Origin of the sequence: Streptomyces sp. A2-16, assembly GCF_018128905.1 — a bacterium.
GTDB lineage: Bacteria > Actinomycetota > Actinomycetes > Streptomycetales > Streptomycetaceae > Streptomyces.
Genome location: NZ_CP063808.1, coordinates 2,126,965 through 2,150,292 on the forward strand (window position 1 = coordinate 2,126,965; position 23,328 = coordinate 2,150,292).

The 23,328-nt window shown below is 71.0% G+C and carries 20 protein-coding genes; 7 read left to right on the plus strand and 13 right to left on the minus strand.

What is annotated here, in order from left to right; translation table 11 throughout:
* Nucleotides 1–111 precede the first annotated feature (111 nt).
* Together recA and recX are read left to right on the plus strand one after the other, a co-directional pair.
* The gene (gene recA / locus IOD14_RS09720) at nt 112–1,236 is read left to right on the plus strand and encodes a recombinase RecA (protein WP_123991989.1); all 1,125 of its coding nucleotides are present in this window, start codon (nt 112–114) and stop codon (nt 1,234–1,236) included.
* 4 nt (nt 1,237–1,240) lie between these two features.
* Nucleotides 1,241–2,257 (plus strand): recombination regulator RecX, encoded by a 1,017-nt coding sequence (recX, locus tag IOD14_RS09725; RefSeq protein WP_123991990.1) that lies wholly within the window; start codon nt 1,241–1,243, stop codon nt 2,255–2,257.
* Between the two features lie 172 nt (nt 2,258–2,429).
* Here recX and IOD14_RS09730 read toward each other — a convergent pair whose 3' ends face one another.
* From IOD14_RS09730 to IOD14_RS09760, 7 genes are all read right to left on the minus strand, one after another.
* Nucleotides 2,430–2,906 (minus strand): rhodanese-like domain-containing protein, encoded by a 477-nt coding sequence (locus IOD14_RS09730; protein WP_212670057.1) that lies wholly within the window; start codon nt 2,904–2,906, stop codon nt 2,430–2,432.
* Entirely contained in the window at nt 2,903–3,436 is a 534-nt protein-coding gene (locus IOD14_RS09735; RefSeq protein ID WP_212670058.1) for a cysteine dioxygenase family protein, read from the minus strand. The genes IOD14_RS09730 and IOD14_RS09735 overlap by 4 nt, the downstream gene beginning before the upstream one ends.
* 240 nt (nt 3,437–3,676) lie before the next feature.
* On the minus strand, nt 3,677–5,281 hold the full coding sequence (locus tag IOD14_RS09740) for an FAD-dependent monooxygenase (RefSeq protein ID WP_123991992.1): 1,605 nt from the start codon (nt 5,279–5,281) through the stop codon (nt 3,677–3,679).
* Nucleotides 5,282–5,463: 182 nt separating this feature from the next.
* On the minus strand, nt 5,464–6,405 hold the full coding sequence (locus IOD14_RS09745; protein WP_123991993.1) for an amino acid ABC transporter permease: 942 nt from the start codon (nt 6,403–6,405) through the stop codon (nt 5,464–5,466).
* Nucleotides 6,402–7,079 carry an amino acid ABC transporter permease gene (locus IOD14_RS09750; protein ID WP_123991994.1) on the minus strand — a complete coding sequence of 226 codons (678 nt, stop codon included), beginning with the start codon at nt 7,077–7,079 and terminating at the stop codon, nt 6,402–6,404. The genes IOD14_RS09745 and IOD14_RS09750 overlap by 4 nt, the downstream gene beginning before the upstream one ends.
* A 220-nt stretch (nt 7,080–7,299) precedes the next feature.
* Nucleotides 7,300–8,145 (minus strand): glutamate ABC transporter substrate-binding protein, encoded by an 846-nt coding sequence (locus tag IOD14_RS09755; protein WP_123991995.1) that lies wholly within the window; start codon nt 8,143–8,145, stop codon nt 7,300–7,302.
* Between the two features lie 61 nt (nt 8,146–8,206).
* On the minus strand, nt 8,207–8,983 hold the full coding sequence (locus IOD14_RS09760; protein ID WP_007385132.1) for an amino acid ABC transporter ATP-binding protein: 777 nt from the start codon (nt 8,981–8,983) through the stop codon (nt 8,207–8,209).
* 311 nt (nt 8,984–9,294) lie between these two features.
* Here IOD14_RS09760 and IOD14_RS09765 point away from each other — a divergent pair, with 311 nt between their 5' ends.
* Nucleotides 9,295–9,981 (plus strand): response regulator transcription factor, encoded by a 687-nt coding sequence (locus tag IOD14_RS09765; protein ID WP_123991996.1) that lies wholly within the window; start codon nt 9,295–9,297, stop codon nt 9,979–9,981.
* 401 nt (nt 9,982–10,382) lie between these two features.
* Nucleotides 10,383–11,765, plus strand: coding sequence for a HAMP domain-containing sensor histidine kinase (locus tag IOD14_RS09770; RefSeq protein WP_212670059.1), 1,383 nt, complete (start codon nt 10,383–10,385; stop codon nt 11,763–11,765).
* Here IOD14_RS09770 and IOD14_RS09775 read toward each other — a convergent pair.
* The 3 genes from IOD14_RS09775 to IOD14_RS09785 all read right to left on the minus strand — a co-directional run bounded on the left by IOD14_RS09775 (nt 11,755) and on the right by IOD14_RS09785 (nt 15,077).
* Nucleotides 11,755–12,753 (minus strand): TAXI family TRAP transporter solute-binding subunit, encoded by a 999-nt coding sequence (locus IOD14_RS09775; protein ID WP_123991998.1) that lies wholly within the window; start codon nt 12,751–12,753, stop codon nt 11,755–11,757. The two genes, IOD14_RS09770 and IOD14_RS09775, sit on opposite strands and share 11 nt — an antisense overlap.
* 618 nt (nt 12,754–13,371) lie before the next feature.
* Nucleotides 13,372–14,586 (minus strand): cation:proton antiporter, encoded by a 1,215-nt coding sequence (locus tag IOD14_RS09780; RefSeq protein WP_123991999.1) that lies wholly within the window; start codon nt 14,584–14,586, stop codon nt 13,372–13,374.
* Nucleotides 14,587–14,591: 5 nt separating this feature from the next.
* Entirely contained in the window at nt 14,592–15,077 is a 486-nt protein-coding gene (locus tag IOD14_RS09785) for a TrkA C-terminal domain-containing protein (protein ID WP_123992000.1), read from the minus strand.
* A 174-nt stretch (nt 15,078–15,251) separates the two neighbouring features.
* On the opposite strand from IOD14_RS09785, the gene IOD14_RS09790 reads away from it, so the two are divergent.
* The gene (locus tag IOD14_RS09790) at nt 15,252–16,199 is read left to right on the plus strand and encodes a HAMP domain-containing sensor histidine kinase (RefSeq protein ID WP_212670060.1); all 948 of its coding nucleotides are present in this window, start codon (nt 15,252–15,254) and stop codon (nt 16,197–16,199) included.
* A complete protein-coding gene (locus tag IOD14_RS09795; protein ID WP_123992001.1) occupies nt 16,199–16,852 on the plus strand; it encodes a response regulator transcription factor in 654 nt (217 codons plus the stop codon). Before IOD14_RS09790 ends, IOD14_RS09795 begins: the two co-directional genes overlap by 1 nt.
* On the opposite strand, the gene IOD14_RS09800 is transcribed toward IOD14_RS09795, so the two are convergent.
* Nucleotides 16,839–17,300 (minus strand): hypothetical protein, encoded by a 462-nt coding sequence (locus IOD14_RS09800; protein ID WP_212670061.1) that lies wholly within the window; start codon nt 17,298–17,300, stop codon nt 16,839–16,841. The two genes, IOD14_RS09795 and IOD14_RS09800, sit on opposite strands and share 14 nt — an antisense overlap.
* Nucleotides 17,301–17,412: 112 nt before the next feature.
* Nucleotides 17,413–20,301, minus strand: a complete 2,889-nt coding sequence (locus tag IOD14_RS09805; RefSeq protein ID WP_212670062.1) for a SpoIIE family protein phosphatase — start codon at nt 20,299–20,301, stop codon at nt 17,413–17,415.
* Between the two features lie 169 nt (nt 20,302–20,470).
* Here IOD14_RS09805 and rutA point away from each other — a divergent pair, with 169 nt between their 5' ends.
* Nucleotides 20,471–21,556 carry a pyrimidine utilization protein A gene (rutA, locus tag IOD14_RS09810; RefSeq protein WP_212673239.1) on the plus strand — a complete coding sequence of 362 codons (1,086 nt, stop codon included), beginning with the start codon at nt 20,471–20,473 and terminating at the stop codon, nt 21,554–21,556.
* A gap of 248 nt (nt 21,557–21,804) precedes the next feature.
* Here the strand turns inward: rutA and argG are convergent, their stop codons facing one another.
* On the minus strand, nt 21,805–23,259 hold the full coding sequence (argG, locus tag IOD14_RS09815; protein WP_123992005.1) for an argininosuccinate synthase: 1,455 nt from the start codon (nt 23,257–23,259) through the stop codon (nt 21,805–21,807).
* Nucleotides 23,260–23,328 lie beyond the last annotated feature (69 nt).

The following is a 23,328-nucleotide window of genomic DNA, read 5'->3' on the forward strand; positions in this document are numbered from 1 at the left end:
AGAAGTACCCGGGTTATCCACAGGCTGGGCGGGCGTCGGGGCGCATTGTCAGTGGCAGGCGTTAGCGTCTTTGACGTGAAGCGATCGACTCAAGCAAATCGGGTGGAACCCATGGCAGGAACCGACCGCGAGAAGGCGTTGGACGCCGCGCTCGCACAGATTGAACGGCAGTTCGGCAAGGGCGCAGTCATGCGCATGGGCGAGCGGCCGAACGAGCCCATCGAGGTCATCCCCACCGGGTCGACCGCACTCGACGTCGCACTCGGCGTCGGCGGCATCCCGCGTGGCCGTGTGGTGGAGGTGTACGGGCCGGAGTCCTCCGGCAAGACGACCCTGACGCTGCACGCGGTGGCCAACGCACAGCGGGCCGGCGGCCAGGTGGCCTTCGTGGACGCGGAGCACGCCCTCGACCCCGAGTACGCGCGCAAGCTCGGCGTCGACGTCGACAACCTGATCCTCTCCCAGCCGGACAACGGCGAGCAGGCCCTGGAGATCGTGGACATGCTGGTCCGCTCCGGCGCCCTCGACCTCATCGTCATCGACTCCGTCGCCGCGCTCGTCCCGCGCGCGGAGATCGAGGGCGAGATGGGCGACAGCCACGTCGGTCTGCAGGCCCGTCTGATGAGCCAGGCCCTGCGGAAGATCACCAGCGCGCTCAACCAGTCCAAGACCACGGCGATCTTCATCAACCAGCTGCGCGAGAAGATCGGCGTGATGTTCGGCTCCCCGGAGACCACGACCGGTGGCCGGGCGCTGAAGTTCTACGCCTCGGTGCGCATGGACATCCGCCGCATCGAGACCCTGAAGGACGGCACCGACGCGGTCGGCAACCGCACCCGCGTCAAGGTCGTCAAGAACAAGGTCGCGCCGCCCTTCAAGCAGGCCGAGTTCGACATCCTCTACGGCCAGGGCATCAGCCGTGAGGGCGGTCTGATCGACATGGGCGTGGAGCACGGCTTCGTCCGCAAGGCCGGCGCCTGGTACACGTACGAGGGCGACCAGCTCGGCCAGGGCAAGGAGAACGCGCGCAACTTCCTGAAGGACAACCCCGACCTGGCCAACGAGATCGAGAAGAAGATCAAGGAGAAGCTGGGCGTCGGCGTGCGTCCCGAGGAGCCTGCCGCGGAGCCGGGTGCGGACGCCGCGGTGTCCGCTGCCGCCGACGACGCCGCGAAGGTGCCGGCTCCGGCGGCCACGAAGGCGACGAAGGCCAAGGCCCCGGCCGCCAAGAGCTGATCCTGTGACACGGCGAACCGACTGGGCCGGGAACGAGGACGCTCCGCGAGGACGGGGCGGAAAAGGCGACGGGGGTTCTGCCGGGCCGGGCGGCGAAGGACACGGGGACAGCGCGGGGCACGGCACGGACGGGGGACACGGCCGTGCGGTGTCCTACGGCGCGGGCCGGGCCCACGGCGACGAGACGACGGGCGGCACGGACGGGGGATGGGGCCGTGCGCTGATGTACGGCGACGGCCGGCCCTACCAGGTCGGTAGCCCCGACGGTGACGGTTCGTCCTACGGCGACCGTCCGTCCCACGGCGGCAGTGAGCCGTACGGCGACGCAGAGTCGTACGGCGGCGAAGGGGCGGTGCGTGGCTCCGGCGCGATGGGCCGGGGTTCGCGTGGCGGTGTGGGTGGAACCCGTGGCGCGGGCGGTTCCCGGGGGCGTCGGCAGCGTCGGCGTGGCTTCGGGGAGTCGCCCGGTGAGGACGGAGACGGTCTCTCCTCGTCGAGGGCCGAGAAGGGGGAGTCTCCGGCGGACCCGGTGGAGCGGGCGCGGGCGATCTGTCTGCGTCTGCTCACCGGGACCCCGCGCACGCGCAAGCAGCTCGCCGACGCCCTGCGCAAGCGGGAGATCCCGGACGACGCCGCCGAGGAGGTGCTGTCGCGGTTCGAGGAGGTCGGGCTGATCAACGACAGCGCGTTCGCGGAGGCCTGGGTGGAGTCCCGCCACCACGGCCGTGGCCTCGCCAGGCGGGCGCTCGCCCAGGAGCTCCGGACCAAGGGGGTCGACTCCACGCTGATCGACGTGGCCGTCTCGCAGCTCGACTCCGAACAGGAGGAGGCGACGGCCCGCGAGCTCGTCGACCGCAAGCTGCGGGCGACGCGTGGCCTCGACCGCGACAAGCGACTGCGCCGCCTCGCCGGCATGCTCGCCCGCAAGGGCTACTCCGAGGGCATGGCCCTGCGAGTGGTCCGGCAGGCGCTGGAGGAGGAGGGCGAGGAGACGGAGTTCCTCGGCGACGAGGGGTTCTGAAACGGGGAGCTCTCGCGAGCCGGGCCCCGAGGCGGAGAGACGCCGGGGCGCGAAGGGAGACGCCCGCAAGGGGGAAACAGCGGCCGACAGGACCGGGCAGCCCACCCCCCTCCACGGCCCGGTCCCGCGAACCGTCGCCGGGCCCCGGGCGGACCGCGGAGCCGGCCCCGCTCTACAGCACGCCCGGCGTCCGCTGACGTCCCGGCCCGTCGGGAGCCGCCGTCCTGGCAGCCAGGACGGCGACCGGCAGCCCCGCCGCCCGCCAGGCCTGGAAACCGCCGACCAGATCCGTGGCCCGGCGCAGCCCCAGCCGGTGCAGCGACTCCGCCGCCAGACTGGACGCGTAGCCCTCGTTGCACACCACCACGACGCGCAGATCATGGCCCGTGGCCTCGGGCAGGCGGTGGCTGCCCCTGGGGTCGAGGCGCCACTCCAGTTCGTTGCGTTCGACGACCAGGGCACCCGGGATCAGCCCGTCCCGCTCGCGCAGGGCCGCGTACCGGATGTCCACCAGCAGGGCCTCACCGGCCCGTACGGCCTCGTACGCCTCCCGGGCCCCGATCCGCTCGAAGCCCGTGCGCACCCGCTCCAGCAACTCGTCGATGCCGGGCGCCCGTTCGGCCGTACGGTCGACGGACGGGACGCTCACTGCCAGTCCTCCGGCCGCTCCACGTGCTCCAGGCGCAGGACCTGGCCGGTGCGGCTGTAGCGGCGGATCTGGGGGAGGGGCGGGTAGTAGGCGTGCACGGAGATCGCGTGGACCTCGGCGGACTCGTTGAGGACCTCGTGGACGTGGTGCTGTCCGAAGGAGCGGCCCTTGCCGGCCGGCAGTCGGCGTTCGCGGTCCACGTCGTCGGAGAGTTCGAGGGTCTTCCAGCCGTCGGCGGGCAGCCGGGCGGCGAGGCAGTTCTCCTTGAGCTCGCCGGCCGCGGTGGTGAAGGCGCCGACCGACTCGGCGTGGTCGTGCCACCCGGTACCGGTGCCCGGCGGCCAGCCGATCAGCCAGGCCTCGCTGCCTCCCGGCCCCTCCAGACGCACCCAGGTGCGGCCCTCGGGGTCGAGCGGGAGCGAGTCGATCAACTCGGTGTCGGCGGCGGTGCGCCGTACGAAGTCGAGCAGTTCGGCCTGGGTGGGCGGCGCGACGGAGGAGACCGAGGGAAGGGCGGGGGAGACAGACACGGATACCGTCCTGAGAAGAGTTCGCGACAGCGTGCCGTCGCACAGGCGCGGCACGCGGGGGAGAGAAGAGGCGAATTCAGCAGGACGGGCGACACACGCAGCCCGCATAGCGGACGAGGTCCATATGGACCCTCCGCCACAGGCGCACACAGGTGTCGGTCACGATCCGGAGTACACCATGCCGGAGACGGCCGTTTCAACTCACTGTCACTATGTGGACGCACAGTGACAGTGAGCACGTCAACGCGAGCCCGCCCCCGCGTTCGCCTCGGCCTTCGCGGGAGGCCCGCCGAGCACCGTCTCGGCCGCCGAGTACAGGTCGGCCGGGCGGACTCCGCTGAGCGCAGTGACGAGGTGACCGTCGGGTCGTACGAGAAGGACCGTGTGCGGGGCCGCGCCCGGGTACTCCTCGGCGACCAGGAGCTCGGCGGAGTGCGGCAGCGCGGTCACCGCGGCGGCCAGGCGGGGCATGATGCCGGCTGTCACCCAGTGCTTGCGCTCCCACACCCCGGTGCCCGGCGCGACCAGGACGACGAGCAGCGCGCCCCGGCCCAGGCGCTCGCGCAGCCGTACGAACGAGCCGTCCTCGGCGGTGACCCGCACATCCGTGACCGACGCCCCCGGGAGCGTGTCGACGGGCACCTCCCCTTCGAGGTGCCTGGGGGCGAGGGGCGAGTCGGCGTATCCGACGGGCGCGCCGAGCGGGCCGCGCCCCAGGTGACCGTCCGTGAGCAGCGCGTCGTGCCCGCGGGCCGAGCCGGGGACCACCGAGCGCAGGCCCCCGCCGCCGCGCAGCAGCGGCAGCACCTGGTCGGCGGCGCGCAGCCGGCCGGCGACGACCGCGCGCCGCTCGGCCTGGTAGCTGTCGAGGAGAGCCTCGTGCGGACCGTGGTGCCAGGCCAGGGCCAGCTTCCAGGCGAGGTTGTCGGCGTCCCTGAGACTCTCGTCGAGTCCCTGCGTGCCGAGTGCCCCGAGGCAGTGCGCCGCGTCCCCGGCGAGAAAGACCCGGCCGGCGCGCCAGCGGCGGGCCAGCCGGTGGTGCACGGTGTGGACTCCGGTGTCGAGCAGTTCGTACGACGGTGTCGAGCCGCCGGTCCAGCCCGCGAGGGTCTCCCGGACGCGGGCCACCAGGAGCTCGGGGGTGACCAGGTCCTTGCCCGGCGGCAGCAGCCAGTCCAGGCGCCACACACCCTCGGGGAGCGGACGGGCGGTGATCTCCCCGGCCGAGGGGCCGGACGTCCGCCACGGTGGCATCCGGTGCAGCAACGCCCGGTCCTCCCAGGGGAGTTCGGTGCGCAGTGCGGCGACCGCGTGACGTTCCACCGCCGTACGGCCCGGGAAGCGGATGTCCTGGAGCTTGCGCACGGTGGAGCGCGGGCCGTCGCAGCCGACCAGGTAACTGCCGCGCCACCAGGTGCCCTTGGGGCCGCGGGTGTGGGCGGTGACGCCCGAGGGCTCCTGCTCGATGGTGTCGAGACGGCTGTCCGCGGTGAGCTTGACCAGCCGCTCCCCGGCGACGGCGGTGCGCAGGGCGTTCGTCAGCACGTGCTGGGCGAGGTGCAGGGGCGCCTCCCCGGCCTCCTCGAAGTCGACCTCGCGCATCACCTGCTTGCGGCGCATCGACCGCCATCCGGCCCAGTGCACACCCAGTTCGGTGACCGGCACCCCGGTCAGCCGGGACATCAGGGCGGCGGTGTCCTCGTGCAGTACGGCGGTGCGGGCCAGGCGGGGTTCGTCCTTGCCCGGGCCCTCGTCGAGGACCACGGAGGGGACCTCCTGACGCGCCAGCGCCAGGGCGAGCGTGAGCCCGACGGGCCCCGCTCCGACGATGATCACCGGGTCCACGGCGCGGCGCCCCCTGCCCGCAGCGGAGTGCCGGGAGATGTATGCGAACAGGAGGTTGGGGCAGGGTGCACGATCACAGAACGTATGCAACCCATTGCCGGTGCTTGCGTCAAGTGACGGAGGGCAGTGGCGATCATGCCACTGCCCTCCGTGCCCCTCACACCACTTGACTGTGCATCAGATCATCGGGGCGGCTTGTCGGTGAAGGTGAACCCGCTCGGGCCGCCGCCCTCCCCGCCGGTCCCGAAGGTGCCGCCCACCGCCGCCGGGTTGATCTCCGTGTCCTCGCCGAGAACCGCACCCGTGCTCTTCTTGCTGCGCCGCAGCCTCTGCTCCAGCCAGCTCGCGAAGCTGGTGAGGATGAAGTTCACGATGATGTAGATGATCGCCACGACGATGAAGCTGGGGATGACGTTGGCGTAGTTGGCCGCCAGCGTCTGGCGCGCGTTGAGCAGCTCGGTGAAGCCGAGCATCACGCCGCCCAGCGCGGTGTCCTTCACGATGACCACCAGCTGGCTGACGATGGCCGGCAGCATCGCGGTGACCGCCTGCGGAAGCAGGATGTTGGTCATCGTCTGGCCCTTGCGCAGACCGACCGCGTAGGCCGCCTCCGTCTGCCCCCGGGGCAGCGAGAGGATGCCGGCCCGCACGATCTCGGCGAGCACCGAGGCGTTGTAGAGCACCAGGCCGGTGACGACGGCGTACAGGGGCCGTTCCTCGCTGCTGATGTTCAGGGAGGAACGGACGTAGAGCTCGTTGGCGAACAGCATCAGCAGCAGGACCGGGATGGACCGGAAGAACTCGACCACCGCGCCGGCCACGCCCCGCACCCAGGTGTGGTCGGACAGCCGGGCGATGCCGAAGACCGCGCCCAGGGGCAGGGCGATCACCATGGAGATCGCGGCGGCCTTGAGGGTGTCACCGAGACCGGGCAGGAGGTAGGTCGTCCAGGCCTCGCTCGTGGTGAACGGCTCCCAGAGGTCCCAGTCCAGCTGGTTCTTGTCGTCCATCGTCCGCCACACCCACCACAGCAGGAGGGCGAGCAGGATGGTGAAGACGATCGACAGGAGGACGTTGCGCCGTTTGGCGCGGGGTCCCGGAGTGTCGTAGAGGACCGAGCTCATCGCTTCACCGCCAGTCGCTTGCTCAGCCAGCCCAGGATCAGGCCGGTGGGCAGGGTCAGTACCACGAAACCGAAGGCGAAGACCGCGCCGATGAGCAGTGTCTGAGCCTCGTTCTCGATCATTTCCTTCATCAGGTACGCGGCCTCGGCCACGCCGATCGCGGCCGCCACCGTGGTGTTCTTCGTCAGCGCGATCAGGACGTTGGCCAGCGGACCGATGACCGAGCGGAAGGCCTGCGGCAGCACGATGAGGCGCAGGGTCTGGCTGAAGTTCAGCCCGATCGCGCGGGCTGCCTCGGCCTGGCCGAGCGGCACCGTGTTGATGCCGGAGCGGATCGCCTCGCAGACGAAGGCGGCGGTGTAGGCGATGAAGCCGAGGATGGCGAGCCGGAAGCTCATGACCTTCACGTCGTCGGCCGCACCCAGCGTGATGCGGAAGATGTCGGCGAGGCCGAGAGAGGTGAAGACGATGATGACCGTCAGGGGGATGTTCCGGACGATGTTGACGTAGGCAGTGCCGAACCCGCGCATCAGCGGGACGGGGCTGACCCGCATCGCGGCCAGCAGGGTGCCCCAGATGAGGGAGCCGATGCCGGAGAAGAAGGTCAGCTTCACCGTCATCCAGAAGGCGCCCCACAGACTCGGGTCGTCATAGTCTGAAATAAAGTCGAACACGATCTCCCGCGCTTCCGGGTGTGTGGCGGAGGTATGAAGGGGCGCGACGCGCCGCCGCCCTGATCGCGGCGGGCGGCGGGGCGCCGGTGGATCCCTGCGCGGACGCTCCGCCGGACGGTCGGCGCCCGCCGATGGCCGGCCGCGGGCTCGCAGTTCCCCGCGCCCCCTTCAGGGGCGCGGCCGAACCGCGGTCGCAACGCCGCGCCGGTGGATCCCAGCGTTACTTGACGATCACGCCGATCTTCGGGGCGGGCTCGTTCTTGTAGCCGGCCGGGCCGAAGTTGGCGTCGACCGCCTTCTGCCAGGAACCGTCGCTGACCATCTTCTCCAGGGCGGTGTTGATCTTGTTGAGGGTGGCGGTGTCGCCCTTCTTCACACCGATGCCGTAGTTCTCGTTGCTCAGCTTGAGGCCGGCGAGCTTGAACTGACCCTTGTACTTGTCCTGGGACGCGAAGCCCGCGAGGATCGAGTCGTCCGTGGTCAGCGCGTCGACGGCGCCGCTCTGGAGGCCGGCGATGCACTCCGAGTAGCCGGAGTACTCACGCAGCTGGGCCTTCGGGGCGAAGTCGTCCTTGACGTTCTGCGCCGAGGTGGAGCCGGTCACGGAACACAGCTTCTCGCCGTTGAGGTCCGTGGCCTCGCTGATCTTGGAGTCCTTCTTGACCAGCAGGTCCTGGTGGGCCAGCAGGTACGGGCCGGCGAAGTCGACCTTCTTCTTGCGCTCGTCGTTGATCGAGTAGGTGGCCGCGATGAACTTCACGTCGCCACGGGCGAGGGCGTTCTCACGGTCGGCGCTCTTGGTCTCGACGAAGTCGATCTGGTCGGGCTTGTAGCCGAGTTCCTTGGCCACGTAGGTGGCCACGTCCACGTCGAAGCCGGAGAAGGACCCGTCGGGCTTCTTCAGACCGAGACCCGGCTGGTCGTACTTGATACCGACCTTGATCTTGCCGCCACCGCCGGAACCCGAGCCGGAGCCCTCGTCCTTGCTGTCGCCGCCGCAGGCGGTCGCGGACAGGGCGAGGGCGAGGACGGCGGCCGAGGCTGCGGTGACCTTGCGGAGCTTCATGGTGAACATCCTTTGGGAGGTGGAGAGACGAGAGCCGTCAGGGGTCGATCCGGGTGGCACGTCAGTGGTGCAGGATCTTCGACAGGAAGTCCTTGGCGCGGTCGCTGCGCGGGTTGCTGAAGAACTGGTCGGGCGCAGCCTCCTCGACGATCCGTCCGTCCGCCATGAACACCACGCGGTTTGCGGCCGATCGTGCGAAACCCATTTCGTGCGTGACGACGATCATTGTCATGCCGTCGCGGGCGAGCTGCTGCATGACCTCCAGCACCTCGTTGATCATCTCGGGGTCGAGCGCCGACGTGGGCTCGTCGAAGAGCATGACCTTGGGGTCCATCGCCAGGGCCCGGGCGATGGCGACGCGCTGCTGCTGACCGCCGGACAGCTGGGCGGGGTACTTGTCGGCCTGCGTGGCGACGCCGACCCGGTCGAGCAGGGCGCGCGCCTTCTCCTCGGCCTGCTTCTTGTCGGCCTTGCGGACCTTGATCTGGCCCAGCATCACGTTCTCGAGCACGGTCTTGTGCGCGAACAGATTGAAGGACTGGAAGACCATTCCGACATCGGCGCGCAGCCGCGCCAGTTCCTTGCCCTCCTGGGGCAGCGGCTTGCCGTCGATGGCGATCGAACCCGTGTCGATCGTCTCCAGGCGGTTGATGGTGCGGCACAGGGTGGACTTCCCGGACCCGGAGGGTCCGATGACCACGACGACCTCGCCGCGGGCGATCGTCAGGTCGATGTCCTGGAGTACGTGCAACGCGCCGAAGTGCTTGTTGACGCTCTTCAGGACGACCAGTTCGCCGGTCGCGGCCACATCTTCCTTGGCCACCGATACTTCGGTCATCGCTCTCTGGCTCCGTCCTCCTCGGTTTCGGAGGACAGTAGTAACCCCACGCGACCAGCGTCATTAGTCTTGAGGGGAATCTGAGCATCACGATCCGATAGCAATCGGACACGTGTCGTAGCACTTGCCACCAGTGCGCATCCGGTGTGCGTATCGGCCGGGTAACGGAACCGCGGCGCAACCGGAACGCTCTTGACGCCGTCCTCATCCATCAGCATGACTGCACGATGCGCATGCGCGCGTGCGAAGCACATTTGTACCTGTTCACTGCACATACAGATAGTACGTCCGATGGACCAAAGGGGGCCGGGGTGAGACTTCTCCTCGTCGAGGACGACAACCACGTGGCCGCCGCGCTGTCCGCGGTGCTCGCCCGGCACGGTTTCGACGTCACGCACGCGCGCAGCGGCGAGGAGGCACTTCAGGCGCTCGTTCCCGAAGGCAACGGCTTCGGGGTGGTGCTGCTCGACCTCGGTCTGCCGGACCAGGACGGTTACGAGGTGTGCGGCAAGATCCGCAAACGCACCAGCACCCCGGTGATCATGGTCACCGCGCGTTCCGACGTGCGTTCCCGCATCCACGGGCTCAACCTCGGCGCCGACGACTACGTGGTCAAGCCGTACGACACGGGGGAACTGCTCGCCCGTATCCATGCCGTCAGCCGGCGCACCGTCCACGAGGACGCGCCCGGCGGCGCGGACACCGCGCTGGTCCTCGGCGCCGTGCGCATCGAACTGCCGACCCGTCAGGTCACCGTGGACGGCACGGTCGTCCAGCTCACCCGCAAGGAGTTCGACCTCCTCGCGCTGCTCGCCCAGCGGCCAGGAGTCGTCTTCCGCCGCGAGCAGATCATCAGCGAGGTCTGGCGCACCAGCTGGGAGGGGACGGGCCGCACGCTGGAGGTGCATGTGGCGTCCCTGCGCGCGAAGCTGCGGATGCCGGCGCTGATCGAGACGGTGCGGGGGGTTGGGTACCGGTTGGTGGCGCCGGGGGTGTGAGGGGCCTGCGGGTGGGTGCGTGGGGCTTCGGGTGCGGTGGGGGCTTGGGGTGTGCTGGGCCCTCGGGTGCGGTGGGGGCTCGGTGCGGTGGGGCTTCGGGTGACGGTGTGGGGCGAGGAGTTGTGCGAGGCTCGGGGGAGGGATTCGGGTCGGGTGAGGACGGTGGCTGTGGGCGCGGGTGAGTGGCGCGGTGGCGGTGCCCGCGTGTGCGGTGGTGGGCGGGGGCGGCTCGGCTCGGGCCGGTCGGGTGGTTCGGGTGGTCCGGGCCGCTCGGGTGACGGTCCTCGGCCTCGGTGGGGTGCGGTGCGGGTGGGTCTGGGTGTGCGCGGTGCGGCCGGGTTGTCGCACAGCGGTTCCCGTGCGGGTCGGTCCTCGCGGCTTCGGTCCGGGGCGTAGGTGTCGTGCGTACACGTCTGCTTCCGCTGCTCATCATCCTCATGGCCGCCGTGCTGCTGGCCCTCGGCGTGCCGCTGGCCATCGGGGTGGCCAGCGCTCAGCAGCAGAAGGTCGTCGTCGACCGGATCGACGACACCGCGCACTTCGCGGCGCTCGCCCAGTTCGTCACCGACGCCTCCGACGAGCGCCTGGAGACCCTGGAGAGCGAACTCGCCAGCTACTACAAGGTCTACGGCATCCGCGCCGGTGTCTTCTACGACGGCGACGTACCCATGGCCACGGCGCCCCGCGCATGGTTCCTCCCCCAGCAGGGCGAGGTGCGCGACGCGTTCGGCGAGGCGCTGCTCAGCCGCCGCAGTCAGGATCCCAAGCAGGTGTGGCCCTGGCAGCGGGGCCGGCTCGTCGTCGCCTCGCCGGTGATCCGGGACGGCGACGTCGTCGCGGTCGTCGTCACCGACTCGCCCACCGGGCCGATGCGTTCACGGATCCTGCACGGCTGGCTCGTGATCTTCGCCGGCGAACTCGCCGCCATGCTGCTGGCCGTCGGTGCCGCGCTGCGGCTGACCGGATGGGTGCTCCGACCCGTACGGATCCTCGACGCCACCACGCACTCGATCGCGAGCGGAGCCCTGAAGTCACGGGTCGCGGTCGCCGGCGGACCGCCCGAACTCCGGCGGCTGGCAAAGTCGTTCAACGAGATGGCCGACAACGTCGAGGACGTGCTGGAGCAGCAGCGGGCCTTCGTCGCCGACGCGTCGCACCAGTTGAGGAATCCGCTCGCCGCCCTCCTGCTCCGTATCGAGCTGCTCGCCTTCGAACTGCCCGAGGGGAACACCGAGATCGCCTCCGTTCAGGCCGAGGGCAAACGGCTCGCCCAGGTGCTCGACGACCTTCTCGACCTCGCGCTCGCCGAGCACACCGAGGCGGACCTCGCAGTCACCGACATCGGCGAACTCACCGCCGAACGGGTCGCCGCCTGGACACCCACCGCCGACGCCAAGGGAGTCCGGCTGGTGGGGAGTTGTCCGCCCACCACCGCCTGGGCCGACCCCGTCACGCTCTCCAGTGCCCTCGACGCGGTCATCGACAACGCGCTCAAGTTCACGCCGAAGGACGAGACCGTCGAGGTCACCGTCGCCGCCGACGGGGACACCTCGACCGTCGTCGTCGCCGACCGCGGGCCCGGGCTCACCGACGAGGAACTCGCCCGCGTCGGCGACCGGTTCTGGCGCAGCGGGCGGCACCAGAACATCAAGGGGTCCGGGCTCGGGCTCTCCATCTCACGGGCCCTGCTGGCCGCGGGCGGCGGTGCGATCTCGTACGGCCACCACGAACCGCACGGGCTGGTGGTGAAGGTCTCCGTGCCCCGCAGCCGTCCTACGGCTTGACCGAGCGGTAGTAGCGGCGGGCGCCGTCGTGCAGCGGGACCGGGTCGGTGTAGATCGCCGTGCGTACGTCCACCAGCTGCGCGGAGTGGACGTGCCGGCCGATGCCGTCCCTGCTCTTGATCACGGTCCGGGTGAGCCACTCGGTGAGCTCGGGGTCCATGTCCTTGCGGGTGATCAGCAGGTTGGAGACGGCCATCGTCGGGACGGTCGTGTTGTTCTGGACGGACGGGTATGCCGAGGCCGGCATGTTGGTGGCACGGTAGTAGCGGGTGGGCTCGCCCTCGGCGTGCAGCGTCGCCACGAGGGAGGGTTCGATCGGGACGAAGCGGAACGCGGAGCGTTCGGCGAGTTGCTTGAGGCCGTCGGTGGGGAGGCCGCCGGACCAGAAGAACGCGTCCAGGCCGTGGCCGAGGAGCTTGGGGCCGGTGTCGATGCCCTCGGCTCTCGGCTGGATGTCCTTGTCCGGGTCGATGCCGGCGGCGTCGAGGACGCGGTCCGCTATCAGGCGTACGCCGGAGTTGGGGACGCCGATGGAGACGCGTTTGCCCTTCAGGTCGGCGACGGTGTGGATGTCCGAGTCGGCGGGGACGACGAGCTGTACGTAGTCGTCGTAGAGGCGGGCCAGGCCGCGGAGTCGGTCGGCGCCGGGGTCGCCGTTCTGCTGGTAGGTCTCCACCGCGTCGGCGGCGGCGATGGCGAAGTCGGACTTTCCGGTCGCGACGAGTCTGACGTTCTCCTGGGAGCCAGCGCTGGTCTCCAGCTTGACCGTCAGGTCCGGCATGTCCTTGTGGATCTCGTCGCGGAGGAGTTCGCCGTACTTCTGGTAGACGCCTGCCTTTGTGCCCGTGCTGAAGGTGATCGTGCCGCTCGGGGGGGTCTCGCCCAGGGGGAGCAGCCACCAGAGGATCAGGGCGAGGGCGACGAGGGCGGCGGCCGCGGTCTGGAGTGCCTGGCGGCGGTTGAGGCGGGGGGACTGCGGCGGGGGCATGGCGGTGATCCTGCCAGGGGGTGTGGGGGGCTGGCCAGTGTGGGGTGCGTCCGGGGCGCCCCTGATGCCTGCGGCGCAGCTGCGGGTTCGGTGGGGGCTTGTGTAGCGCGAGTGGTTCGGTGGGTGGGTCGGGGCCGGGGTGGGGGGTGTCCGTCCTCGGTCCGGCGGTTGCTGTGCCTTGCGATGTGCCCTGTAACGGACGCCGGCCGCTGCGGGCGGACACCCCCCACCCCGTCCCCTGCGCGCCGTCGGCGGCTTGCGGCCCGTCGTGCCGCGCGGCCCGGCGAACGGCCCGTCCTGGCGCCGGGTCACTGCAACCCCCTAGGGGCGCGGGGAACTGCGCGACCAGCCCCCACCGGCCGGTAGCCGCCCGACCACCTCACCTGGCACCCCCATAGGCGCCCGGCCCAAGCCCAGCGCAGCTGCCCGCGGGGAACTGCGCGACCGGCCACGACGGACTCGCAGTCGCCCGACAACCGGACCCGGCACCTCGATACGCGCCCGGCCCAAGCCCAGCGCAGCTGATGGTCGCCCGACAACCGGACCCGGCACCTCGATACGCGCCCGGCCCAAGCCCAGCGCAGCTGATGGTCGCCCGACAACCGAACCCGGCATCCCCTATGCGCCCTCCCGCCCCACCGTCGCCTCTGTTGTGCGTGGTGCGTTCTGTGGGGGGTTCCGGGGGGTCGTCAGTCTCGTTGCCAAGGGCTCTGTGTAGCGGGCCGTGAGGGGGCCGAGGATGACCAGGATGAGGACGTAGGCCGTGGCGAGGGGGCCCAGGGAGGGTTCTATGCCGGCTGAGACCGCCAGGCCCGCTATGACGATCGAGAACTCGCCGCGGGCCACCAGGGCGCCGCCGGTGCGCCAGCGGCCCTTGGGGGAGATGCCGGCTCGGCGGGCCGCCCAGTAGCCGGTGGCGATCTTCGTGGCCGCGGTGATCAGGGCGAGGGCCAGCGCGGGGAGCAGGACCGGGGGGATGCTCGCCGGGTCGGTGTGGAGGCCGAAGAAGACGAAGAAGACCGCCGCGAACAGGTCCCGCAGGGGGCTCAGGAGGGTGTGGGCGCCCTCCGCCACCTCTCCCGAGAGGGCTATGCCGACCAGGAACGCGCCCACCGCCGCCGAGACTTGGAGTTGCTGTGCCACTCCTGCCACCAGGATCGTCAGGCCCAGGACCACCAGGAGGAGCTTCTCCGGGTCGTCGCTGGAGACGAAACGGGAGATCAGGCGGCCGTAGCGGACCGCGACGAAGAGGACCAGGCCCGCGGCTCCGAGGGCGATGGCCAGGGTGATGCTTCCGGCCATGAGGCCCGCCCCGGCCACCAGTGCGGTGACGATGGGCAGGTAGACCGCCATCGCCAGGTCCTCCAGGACCAGGACGCTCAGGATGACCGGGGTTTCCCTGTTGCCGACCCTGCCGAGGTCGCCCAGAACCTTCGCTATGACGCCCGAGGAGGAGATCCAGGTGACGCCCGCCAGGACCACCGCCGCCACCGGGCCCCAGCCCAGCAGCAGGGCGGCCGCTGCTCCCGGGAGGGCGTTGAGGGCGCCGTCGACCAGGCCCGAGGGGTAGTGGGCCTTGAGGTTGGTGACCAGGTCACCGGCCGTGTACTCCAGGCCGAGCATCAGGAGCAGGAGGATCACTCCGATCTCCGCGCCTATCGACACGAACTCCTCGCTCGCGCCCAGCGGCAGCAGGCCACCCTCGCCGAAGGCCAGGCCGGCCAGGAGGTAGAGGGGGATGGGGGACAGGCGGAAACGGGCGGCGAAGCGGCCGAGGAGACCCAGGCCGAGGATGATCGAGCCGAACTCGATCAGGAGGACCGCGGAGTGCATGTTTCCTACTCCCGCCCCAGGATCGCCGCAGCGGCGTCCACGCCCTCGCGGGTGCCCACCACGATGAGGATGTCGCCGCCCGCCAGGCGGAAGTCGGGGGCGGGGGACGGGATCGCCTCTGCGCGGCGCAGCGCCGCCACGACGGAGGCTCCCGTGTCGGTGCGCATCTTGGTGTCGCCGAGGACCCGCCCGTTCCAGCGGGAGCCGGCCGCCACCTCGATGCGCTCGGCCACCAGGCCCAGGTCGGTGGTGTAGAGGAGGCTCGCGCTGTGGTGGGAGGGCTTCAGCGCGTCGATCAGGGCGCCCGCCTCGGAGCCCGTCAGGCGCAGTGACTGTGCGCAGGAGTCGGGGTCGTCGGCCCGGTAGACGCTCACCGTGCGGGCCCCGTCGCGGTGCGCCACCACGGACAGATGGCGGTCCTCGCGGGTCATGAGGTCGTACTGGACCCCGATTCCCGGCAGCGGCGTCGCCCTCAGGCGTGGAGCAGACACGTTTCTTCCCCTTGTGGTTCGAATGAGTGGTGCGAGTGATCACGGGTGCCGGGTTTGCATGCTGCCAGCTCCCCGTACGGTGGCGATATGGGTGACGTGACGGATATACGCGAGCGGCGGGGACCGTGGAGGCTGGGGCCTCGGGCGTCGTACGAGGGGAGTGAGGGCAGGGCCGTGTCGCTGTTCTGGCGGATCTTCTCGCTCAACGCCGCGGGCCTCGTCGTCGCCGCCGCGCTGCTGCTGGGGCCGGTCACCGTGTCGACGCCCGTACGGCAGGGGGAGGCCGTGGTCGTCCTCGCGGGGCTCGGTCTGCTGCTGGTGGCCAATGCCCTGGTGCTGCGGGTCGGGCTCGTCCCGCTGCAGCGGCTGGGGCGGGCCATGGCCGCCGCCGACCTGCTGCGTCCCGGGGTGCGCGCACCCGTCTCCGGTCCTTCCGAGACGGCCGCGCTGATCACGACGTACAACAAGATGCTGGACCGCCTGGAGGCCGAGCGGGCGACCGGGGCGGCCCACGCGCTCTCCGCGCAGGAGCGGGAGCGGCACCGGGTCGCGCGTGAGCTGCACGACGAGGTCGGGCAGACGCTGACCGCCGTGCTGCTGCAGCTGAAGAGGGTCGCCGACCGGGCGCCCGAGGAACTGCGCGAGGAGGTCGGGCAGGCGCAGGAGGCGACCCGGGCCGGGCTCGACGAGATCCGTCGGATCGCGCGGCGGCTGCGGCCCGGTGTGCTGGAGGAGCTGGGGCTGCCGAGTGCTCTGCGCTCGCTCGCGGCCGAGTTCACCACGCACGGGCTGACCGTGCGCCATCACGTCGGCGGCGATCTGCCCCGGCTGACCGAGGAGTCGGAACTGGTCGTCTACCGGGTGGCCCAGGAGGGGCTCACGAACACCGCGCGGCACTCCGCCGCCGACCGTGCCGAGGTGCGGCTCCAGCCGGTCGCGGGGGGTGTCGAGCTGCTCGTGCGGGACAACGGCAGTGGGCTTCGCGGGGCGGCCGAAGGGGCCGGGATACAGGGCATGCGGGAGCGGGCGCTGCTGGTCGGGGCGGCCCTCTCGGTGGCGGCCGGGCCCGGGACGGGGACGGACGTGCGGTTGCGGATACCGGTCGCCGCGGGGGTGAGCTGATGGCCGCGCCGACCCGGGTGCTGCTCGCCGACGACCACACGCTCGTACGGCGGGGGGTGCGGCTGATCCTGGAGGGGGAGCCGGACCTCACGGTCGTGGCCGAGGCCGGGGACGGCGCCGAGGCGGTCGAGCTGGCACGCGCGCGTGAGGTCGATCTGGCCGTGCTGGACATCGCGATGCCCCGGATGACGGGACTGCAGGCCGCCCGTGAGCTGTCCCGCCGACTGCCGGACCTGCGGATCCTGATCCTGACGATGTACGACAACGAGCAGTACTTCTTCGAGGCGCTCAAGGCCGGCGCCAGCGGATACGTCCTCAAGTCCGTCGCCGACCGCGATCTCGTCGAGGCGTGTCGGGCCGCCGTACGCGACGAGTCCTTCGTGTATCCCGGGGCCGAGCGGGCCCTGGTCCGCTCCTACCTCGACCGGCTGCACCGCGGTGACGACCTGCCCGCGCGAGCCGTCACCGAGCGCGAGGAGGAGATCCTCAAGCTCGTCGCCGAGGGGCACACCACGAAGGAGATCGGTGAGCTGCTGTTCATCAGCGCGAAGACGGTCGAGCGGCACAGGGCGAATCTGCTGCAGAAGCTGGGGATGCGGGACCGGCTGGAGCTGACCCGCTATGCCATAAGGGCCGGGCTCATCGATCCCTGAGGCGGGAGTGCGGGTGCGTGGCGCGACGCCGCCGCACCACATGGGCGCCGGCGAGCCCGGCCCCGCCGAGGGCCAGCACCACCCCGATCGCCCGCTCGAAACCCGCCGGGCCCACGCTGCCTCCGGACCCGCCCTGGACGCCGAGCGTGGGCAGGGGCGTCGCGAGGGGCGTGGTGAGCGTGGTGGGCGTGGTGAGCGGCAGGACCTCGCTCATGGCCGCGGTGTCCCTTCGGGGCAGCACCTCACAGGCGATGCCGTCGTCGGGACCCTGGTCCTCGTCGAGCCGATTGGGGTCGGTGCGGTCGAGGTCGAAGCGTTCCTGCGCGTCCTCCTGGTAGACGAAGTCGGCGCAGTCCAGGTCGTCTTGAGCGTGTGCGACGCCGGTCAGCGGTCCCGTGGCGGCCAGGACGGCCACCGCCGTGCCGGTGAGCGTGGTGCGTATTCCCATGGGTCGTGCCTTTCGGGCGGGGACGGAACAGCCGTCACCGCGACCCTAGGGACGCGCCCGGGGCGCGGCCCGTGGTGCTGGGCCGAACGGGCGCGCGTGGTCACGCGCGTGGTCAGAGGAGCGCCTCCCAGTCCTCGTCGAAGTCCGCCGGGTTCAGGAACACCACCTCCGGGGGCTGTTCAGGGGCGCGCAGGGACTGTTCCGTCCAGATGCACTTGCCGGTGGGGGTGTAGCGGGCGCCCCAACGCGTGGAGAGGGCCGAGATGAGCTGCAGGCCGCGGCCGCCCTCGTCGGTCTCCGTGGCGTGGCGGATACGGGGCATGGTCTGGCTGCTGTCGTAGACCTCGCAGATCAGCTCGGTGGTGTGCAGGAGGCGCAGCCTGACGGGTCCGCGGGCGTGCCGGACGACGTTGCCCACCAGTTCGCTGACCAGGAGTTCCGTGGTGGGGGACAGGTCGTCCAAGTCCCAGGTCGCGAGCTGTTCGCGGACGTGGCGGCGGGCCTGGCTCGCCGCCTTCGGGTCCTCGGGCAGCGACCAGGCGGCCATCCGGTCGGCCTCCAGCGCGTGCAGACGGGCCACCAGGAACGCCGCGTCGTCGGCCGCCTGCTGGTCCGCCGGCAGCAGACCGGCCGTCAGCGTGTCGCACAGCCGTTCAAGGTCTACGGCGGTCCCGTCCGCGTGGGCGGCGCCGAGCAGCCGCGCCAGCTCCGCCATGCCCTCGTCGATCTCCCGCTTCGCCGATTCCACCAGCCCGTCGGTGTACAGCACGAGCAGACTGCCCTCGGGCACCTCCAACTCGGTCGTCTCGAACGGCGGCTTGGCCGCGCCCAGCGGGGGATCGGCGTCCGGCTCGGGGAAGTGCACGGTTCCGTCGGGCCGCACCAGGGCGGGCGGTGGATGGCCGGCCCGGGCGATGGAGCAGACCCGGGTCGTCGGGTCGTAGAGCGCGTACAGACAGGTGGCGTACGACGCCTCTCCCATGCCGCCGACGATGTCGTTGAGGTGGCCGAGGATCTCGTCGGGCGGCAGCTCCAGGTCGGCCAGGGTGTGCACCGCGGTGCGCAGCCGGCCCATGGTGGCCGCCTCGGGCAGGCCGTGCCCCATCACGTCACCGACGACCAGCGCGACCTGTCCGCCGGAGAGCGGGATGATGTCGTACCAGTCGCCGCCCACGTCCGCGCCCGGTCCGGCCGGCAGATAGCGTGCCGCCGCCGTGCACGCGGGCAGGTCGGGCAGCGCCTGGGGGAGCAGGCTGCGCTGGAGTTCCCGGGACCGGGTGTGCTCGGCGTCGTAGAGCCGGGCCCGCTCAAGGGACTGGGCGACGAGGGCGGTGATCGTGGTGAGCAGGGCGCGTTCCTCGTCGTCGAGCACCCGCGGCCGGTCGAAGGAGACGACGCAGACGCCGAAGGTGTGCCCGGACGCCGTCAGCGGCAGGAACGCCCAGGACTTCTTGTCACCGCGCGCGGGGAAGTCGGCCAGTTCGGGATAGCGGGTGGCGTACTCGTGGGGCGCCGACATGAACAGCGGCAGCCCGGAGGCGATGGTGTCCCAGGCGGGGTCGCCGGTCGTCGCGCGGGGGCGGCTGTCGAGGAGGGCCACGAAGTCCCGGGGGTAGCCGACCGCGCCGACGTGGTGGAGCCGGTCACCCTCGCTGACCTGGACCATCAGCCCCGAGGCGGCGAACGGCGGCAGCACCCGGCGGGCGACCGCGTCCACCACGTCCCGCGAGGTCGTCGCCTTGGCGAGCTCCATGGTCAGCTCGGCGATCCGCACCGCCCGCTCGGCAGCGGCGCGCTCGGCCGCCTGCCGTTCCTCCGCCAGCCGGCGCTTCTCCGTGACGTCCTGGAAGTAGAGGGTGCGGCCGTCGGGCCCCGGCACCAGCCGCACGTGCAGGCGCCGCCGGCAGTCCGCGATGTACACGTCGAACCCGGAGGACTTCTCCTCCGCAGCGGCCGACAGACAGCTCTCCTTGAGGCCCGGGACCTGCCGGGTGGCGGGCAGGTCCCACAGCAGGCGCCCGAACAGCTCCTCCTCGGAGAATCCGAGGAAGCGTTCCGCCTCCAGGTTGGCGAAGGTGATCCGCCACTCGTCGTCCACCGCGAGGAAGCCGTCGCTCATGTGCCTGAGGGCCCTGCTGAGGGCGTCCCGCGCGGTGCGCGACTCGTTGCTCTCCCAGCCGACCCCGATCATCCTCAGGGGCTCGCCCCGCTCGTCGTAGGTCGCCCGGCCGCGGGCCTGCGTCCAGCCCCAGGTGCCGTCCAGGCGCCGTACGCGGTACTCGGCCTCGTAGACGGAGTGGTCGAGGATCGCCTGCTGCGCCGCCGCGAGGGTGGGGGCCAGGTCGTCGGGGTGGACGATCCGCATCCAGTTGTCGATCCGGCCGGTGAAGTCGGCGGGCAGCGTGCCGTACAGCTCCAGCGCGGCCTCGTCCCAGATCAGGTCGCCGTTGCGGATGTCCCAGTCCCACGAGCCGACCTGGACCTCCTTCAGCGCCTGTCGCAGCCGCTCGCCGCCCAGCTCCCCCTGGTTGGGCCCCGACGGCGGCGGAGCCTGCGCCATCCGGTCCTCGGTCCAGGCGACGACGTCCCGCAGGAAGTCCCAGTGCTCGGGGGTGGGCTCGCCCTGCTCGCCGGCCAGGACCGTCAGCGCGCCGATGCTGCGCCGGCCGCTGAACACGGGCAGGGCGGCGAGGCCGGTGCCGGGCCAGGGGTCCTCCTGCGGCACGTCCTGGGACAGCGGCACCCAGACGCCCCTGCCCTGCTGGAGCGCGCGGGCCGGGGCCAGCGGGCCCTCCTGGTCGACGATCTCCCAGGAACGGGTCAGGGCGGGCGGCAGACCGACGGACGACACCAGGCGCAGGGCGGACATCGGTCCGCGCAGGTGCACGGTCCCGCCGAGTGCGCTCAGCTCACCGACCGCATGCCCGAGCGCCAGCCGGAAGACCTCGCTCTCCGTCGCACCAGGGGTGACCGTGCCGAGAAGAGCGAGCCGCGCGTTCATGGAGGGAACTTATCGTTCCCGTTTCCGTTCGAAACCTGCTTCACAGTTTCCGACGGGCTGTTCCTCGTCCCTCCCCTCCCTCAACTGCCCTTACTTCACAGGAAGTTGCCGAAACATCGGCCGTGTACCGTGCCGTCGGACCGGGCAGTCTCCGATCATGAGGAGCGGCATGGACATCGGTGTCTTCATCCCCATCGGCAACAACGGCTGGCTCATCTCGAAGAGTTCCCCGCAGTACATGCCGACCTTCGAGCTCAACAAGGCCGTCGTGCAGAAGGCCGAGGAGCACGGGTTCGACTTCGCCCTCTCGATGATCAAACTCAAGGGCTTCGGCGGCGAGACCGAGTTCTGGGACCACTGTCTGGAGTCGTTCACGCTGATGGCGGGGCTGGCCGCGGTCACCGAGCGGATCAAGCTGTACGCCTCCACACCGATCCTCGCCCTCCCGCCGGCGATCGTCGCGCGCATGGCGGTCACGGTCGACTCCATCGCCCCCGGCCGCTTCGGCGTCAACATCGTCACCGGCTGGGCGCCGGGCGAGTACGCGCAGATGGGTGTCTGGCCCGGCGACGAGCACTTCGGCAACCGGTACGCGCGGGCCGAGGAGTACGTGACGGTGATGAAGGAGCTGTGGAGCGAGGGCGTCAGCGACTTCAAGGGCGAGTTCTACGAGATGGACGGCTGTGTGCTCTCGCCGCGCCCGGCGGACGGGCACATCGACATCGTGGCCGCCGGACAGAGCGGTACGGGGATGCGGTTCGCCGCGGAGCACGCCGACTACAACTTCATCCTGGGCAGCGGGGTGAACACACCGCTGGCCTTCTCGGACAGCGCGGCCACGCTGGTCCAGGCGGCGCGGGAGACCGGCCGGGACGTCGGGGCCCTGTCCCTGTTCATGGTCATCGCCGACGAGACCGACGAGGCCGCCCGCGCGAAGTGGCAGGACTACCACGCGGGCGCCGACCACGCGGCGCTGGCCTACATGGCGGGGGAGTCGGCCACGGACACCACCGCCGACGACTCCTCCACGGCCCGCACCATCGTGCTGCCCGAGGGCGCCGTGAACTTCAACATGGGGACGCTCGTCGGGTCGTACGAGAGTGTCGCGCGCATGCTGGACGAGATCGCCGGGGTCGAGGGGACCAAGGGGATCATGCTGGTGTTCGACGACTTCCTCGACGGGATCGAGCAGTTCGGGACGCGGATCCAGCCGTTGATGCGGTCGCGGGAGGGGCGGGTGCCTGCGGCGCGGTGAGGCGGGGGCGTGTGGCGCGGTGAGGCGGGCCGCCTGTGGGGCGGTGAGGCGGGGGTTTGTGGTGGCGGGGTCGGCTCAGAGGGCGGGTCCGTGCGCGGCCGGCCCGAAGCCGGTTTCCGGGCGTGCCCGGTCGAGGCCCCTGCGGACATGCGGAGGCGTGCCCGGTCGAGGCCCCTGCGGACATGCGGAAAGGCCGGTTCCGGTGCCGTCGGTGGCGTGGGAACCGGCCTTTCTCGAGCCGTACCGCGTCAGTCCGTGCCGAACTCCATCGCCGCCCGGTCCAGCAGCGCCTCGTCCTCCGAGACCTCGCCGCGGGACGCGATCGCCTCGGCGCCGCCCTCGGGGAGCTCCGGCATGGTGCCGATGAGGCCCGTCGCCGCGGCCTGGGACGCGCCGATGGTCGGGCTGCCGGTGCCGATCAGGCCGAGGCCCGCGTACTGCTCCAGCTTGGCGCGGGAGTCGGCGATGTCGAGGTTGCGCATGGTGAGCTGGCCGATCCGGTCCACCGGACCGAAGGCCGAGTCCTCGGTGCGCTCCATGGAGAGCTTGTCCGGGTGGTACGAGAACGCCGGACCCGTGGTGTCGAGGATCGAGTAGTCCTCGCCCCGACGCAGGCGCAGGGTGACCTCACCCGTGACCGCCGCGCCGACCCACCGCTGGAGCGACTCGCGGATCATCAGGGCCTGCGGGTCCAGCCAGCGGCCCTCGTACATCAGACGGCCGAGGCGCCGGCCCTCGTTGTGGTACTGGGCGACGGTGTCCTCGTTGTGGATCGCGTTGACGAGACGCTCGTAGGCCGCGTGGAGCAGGGCCATGCCGGGCGCCTCGTAGATGCCGCGGCTCTTCGCCTCGATGATCCGGTTCTCGATCTGGTCGGACATGCCCAGGCCGTGCCGGCCGCCGATCGCGTTGGCCTCCATGACCAGGTCGACGGCGGAGCCGAACTCCTTGCCGTTGATGGTCACCGGGCGGCCCTGGTCGAAGCCGATCGTCACGTCCTCGGGCGCGATCTCGACCGACGGGTCCCAGAACTTGACGCCCATGATCGGCTCGACGGTCTCGATGCCGGTGTTGAGGTGCTCCAGGGTCTTGGCCTCGTGCGTGGCGCCCCAGATGTTGGCGTCGGTGGAGTACGCCTTCTCGGTCGAGTCCCGGTACGGCAGCTGGTGCGCGACCAGCCACTCCGACATCTCCTTGCGGCCGCCGAGCTCGGTCACGAAGTCCGCGTCCAGCCAGGGCTTGTAGATCCGCAGGTTCGGGTTGGCCAGCAGGCCGTAGCGGTAGAACCGCTCGATGTCGTTGCCCTTGAAGGTCGAGCCGTCGCCCCAGATCTGGACGTTGTCCTCCAGCATCGCCCGCACCAGGAGGGTGCCGGTGACGGCACGGCCCAGCGGGGTGGTGTTGAAGTACGCCCGCCCGCCCGAGCGGATGTGGAACGCCCCGCAGGTGAGCGCGGCCAGCCCCTCCTCGACCAGCGCGGCCCGGCAGTCGACCAGGCGCGCGATCTCGGCACCGTAGGTCTTCGCGCGGCCGGGCACCGAGTCGATGTCGGGCTCGTCGTACTGGCCGATGTGCGCGGTGTAGGTGCACGGGATGGCGCCCTTGTCGCGCATCCACGCGACCGCGACGGAGGTGTCGAGACCGCCGGAGAAGGCGATGCCGACGCGTTCGCCGGCGGGGAGGGACGTGAGGACCTTGGACATAGGAAGATTATGCATCACCGCGTATGGTCATGCAAAGCCCCGACATGTGGACCCTCACGTGATTCACGT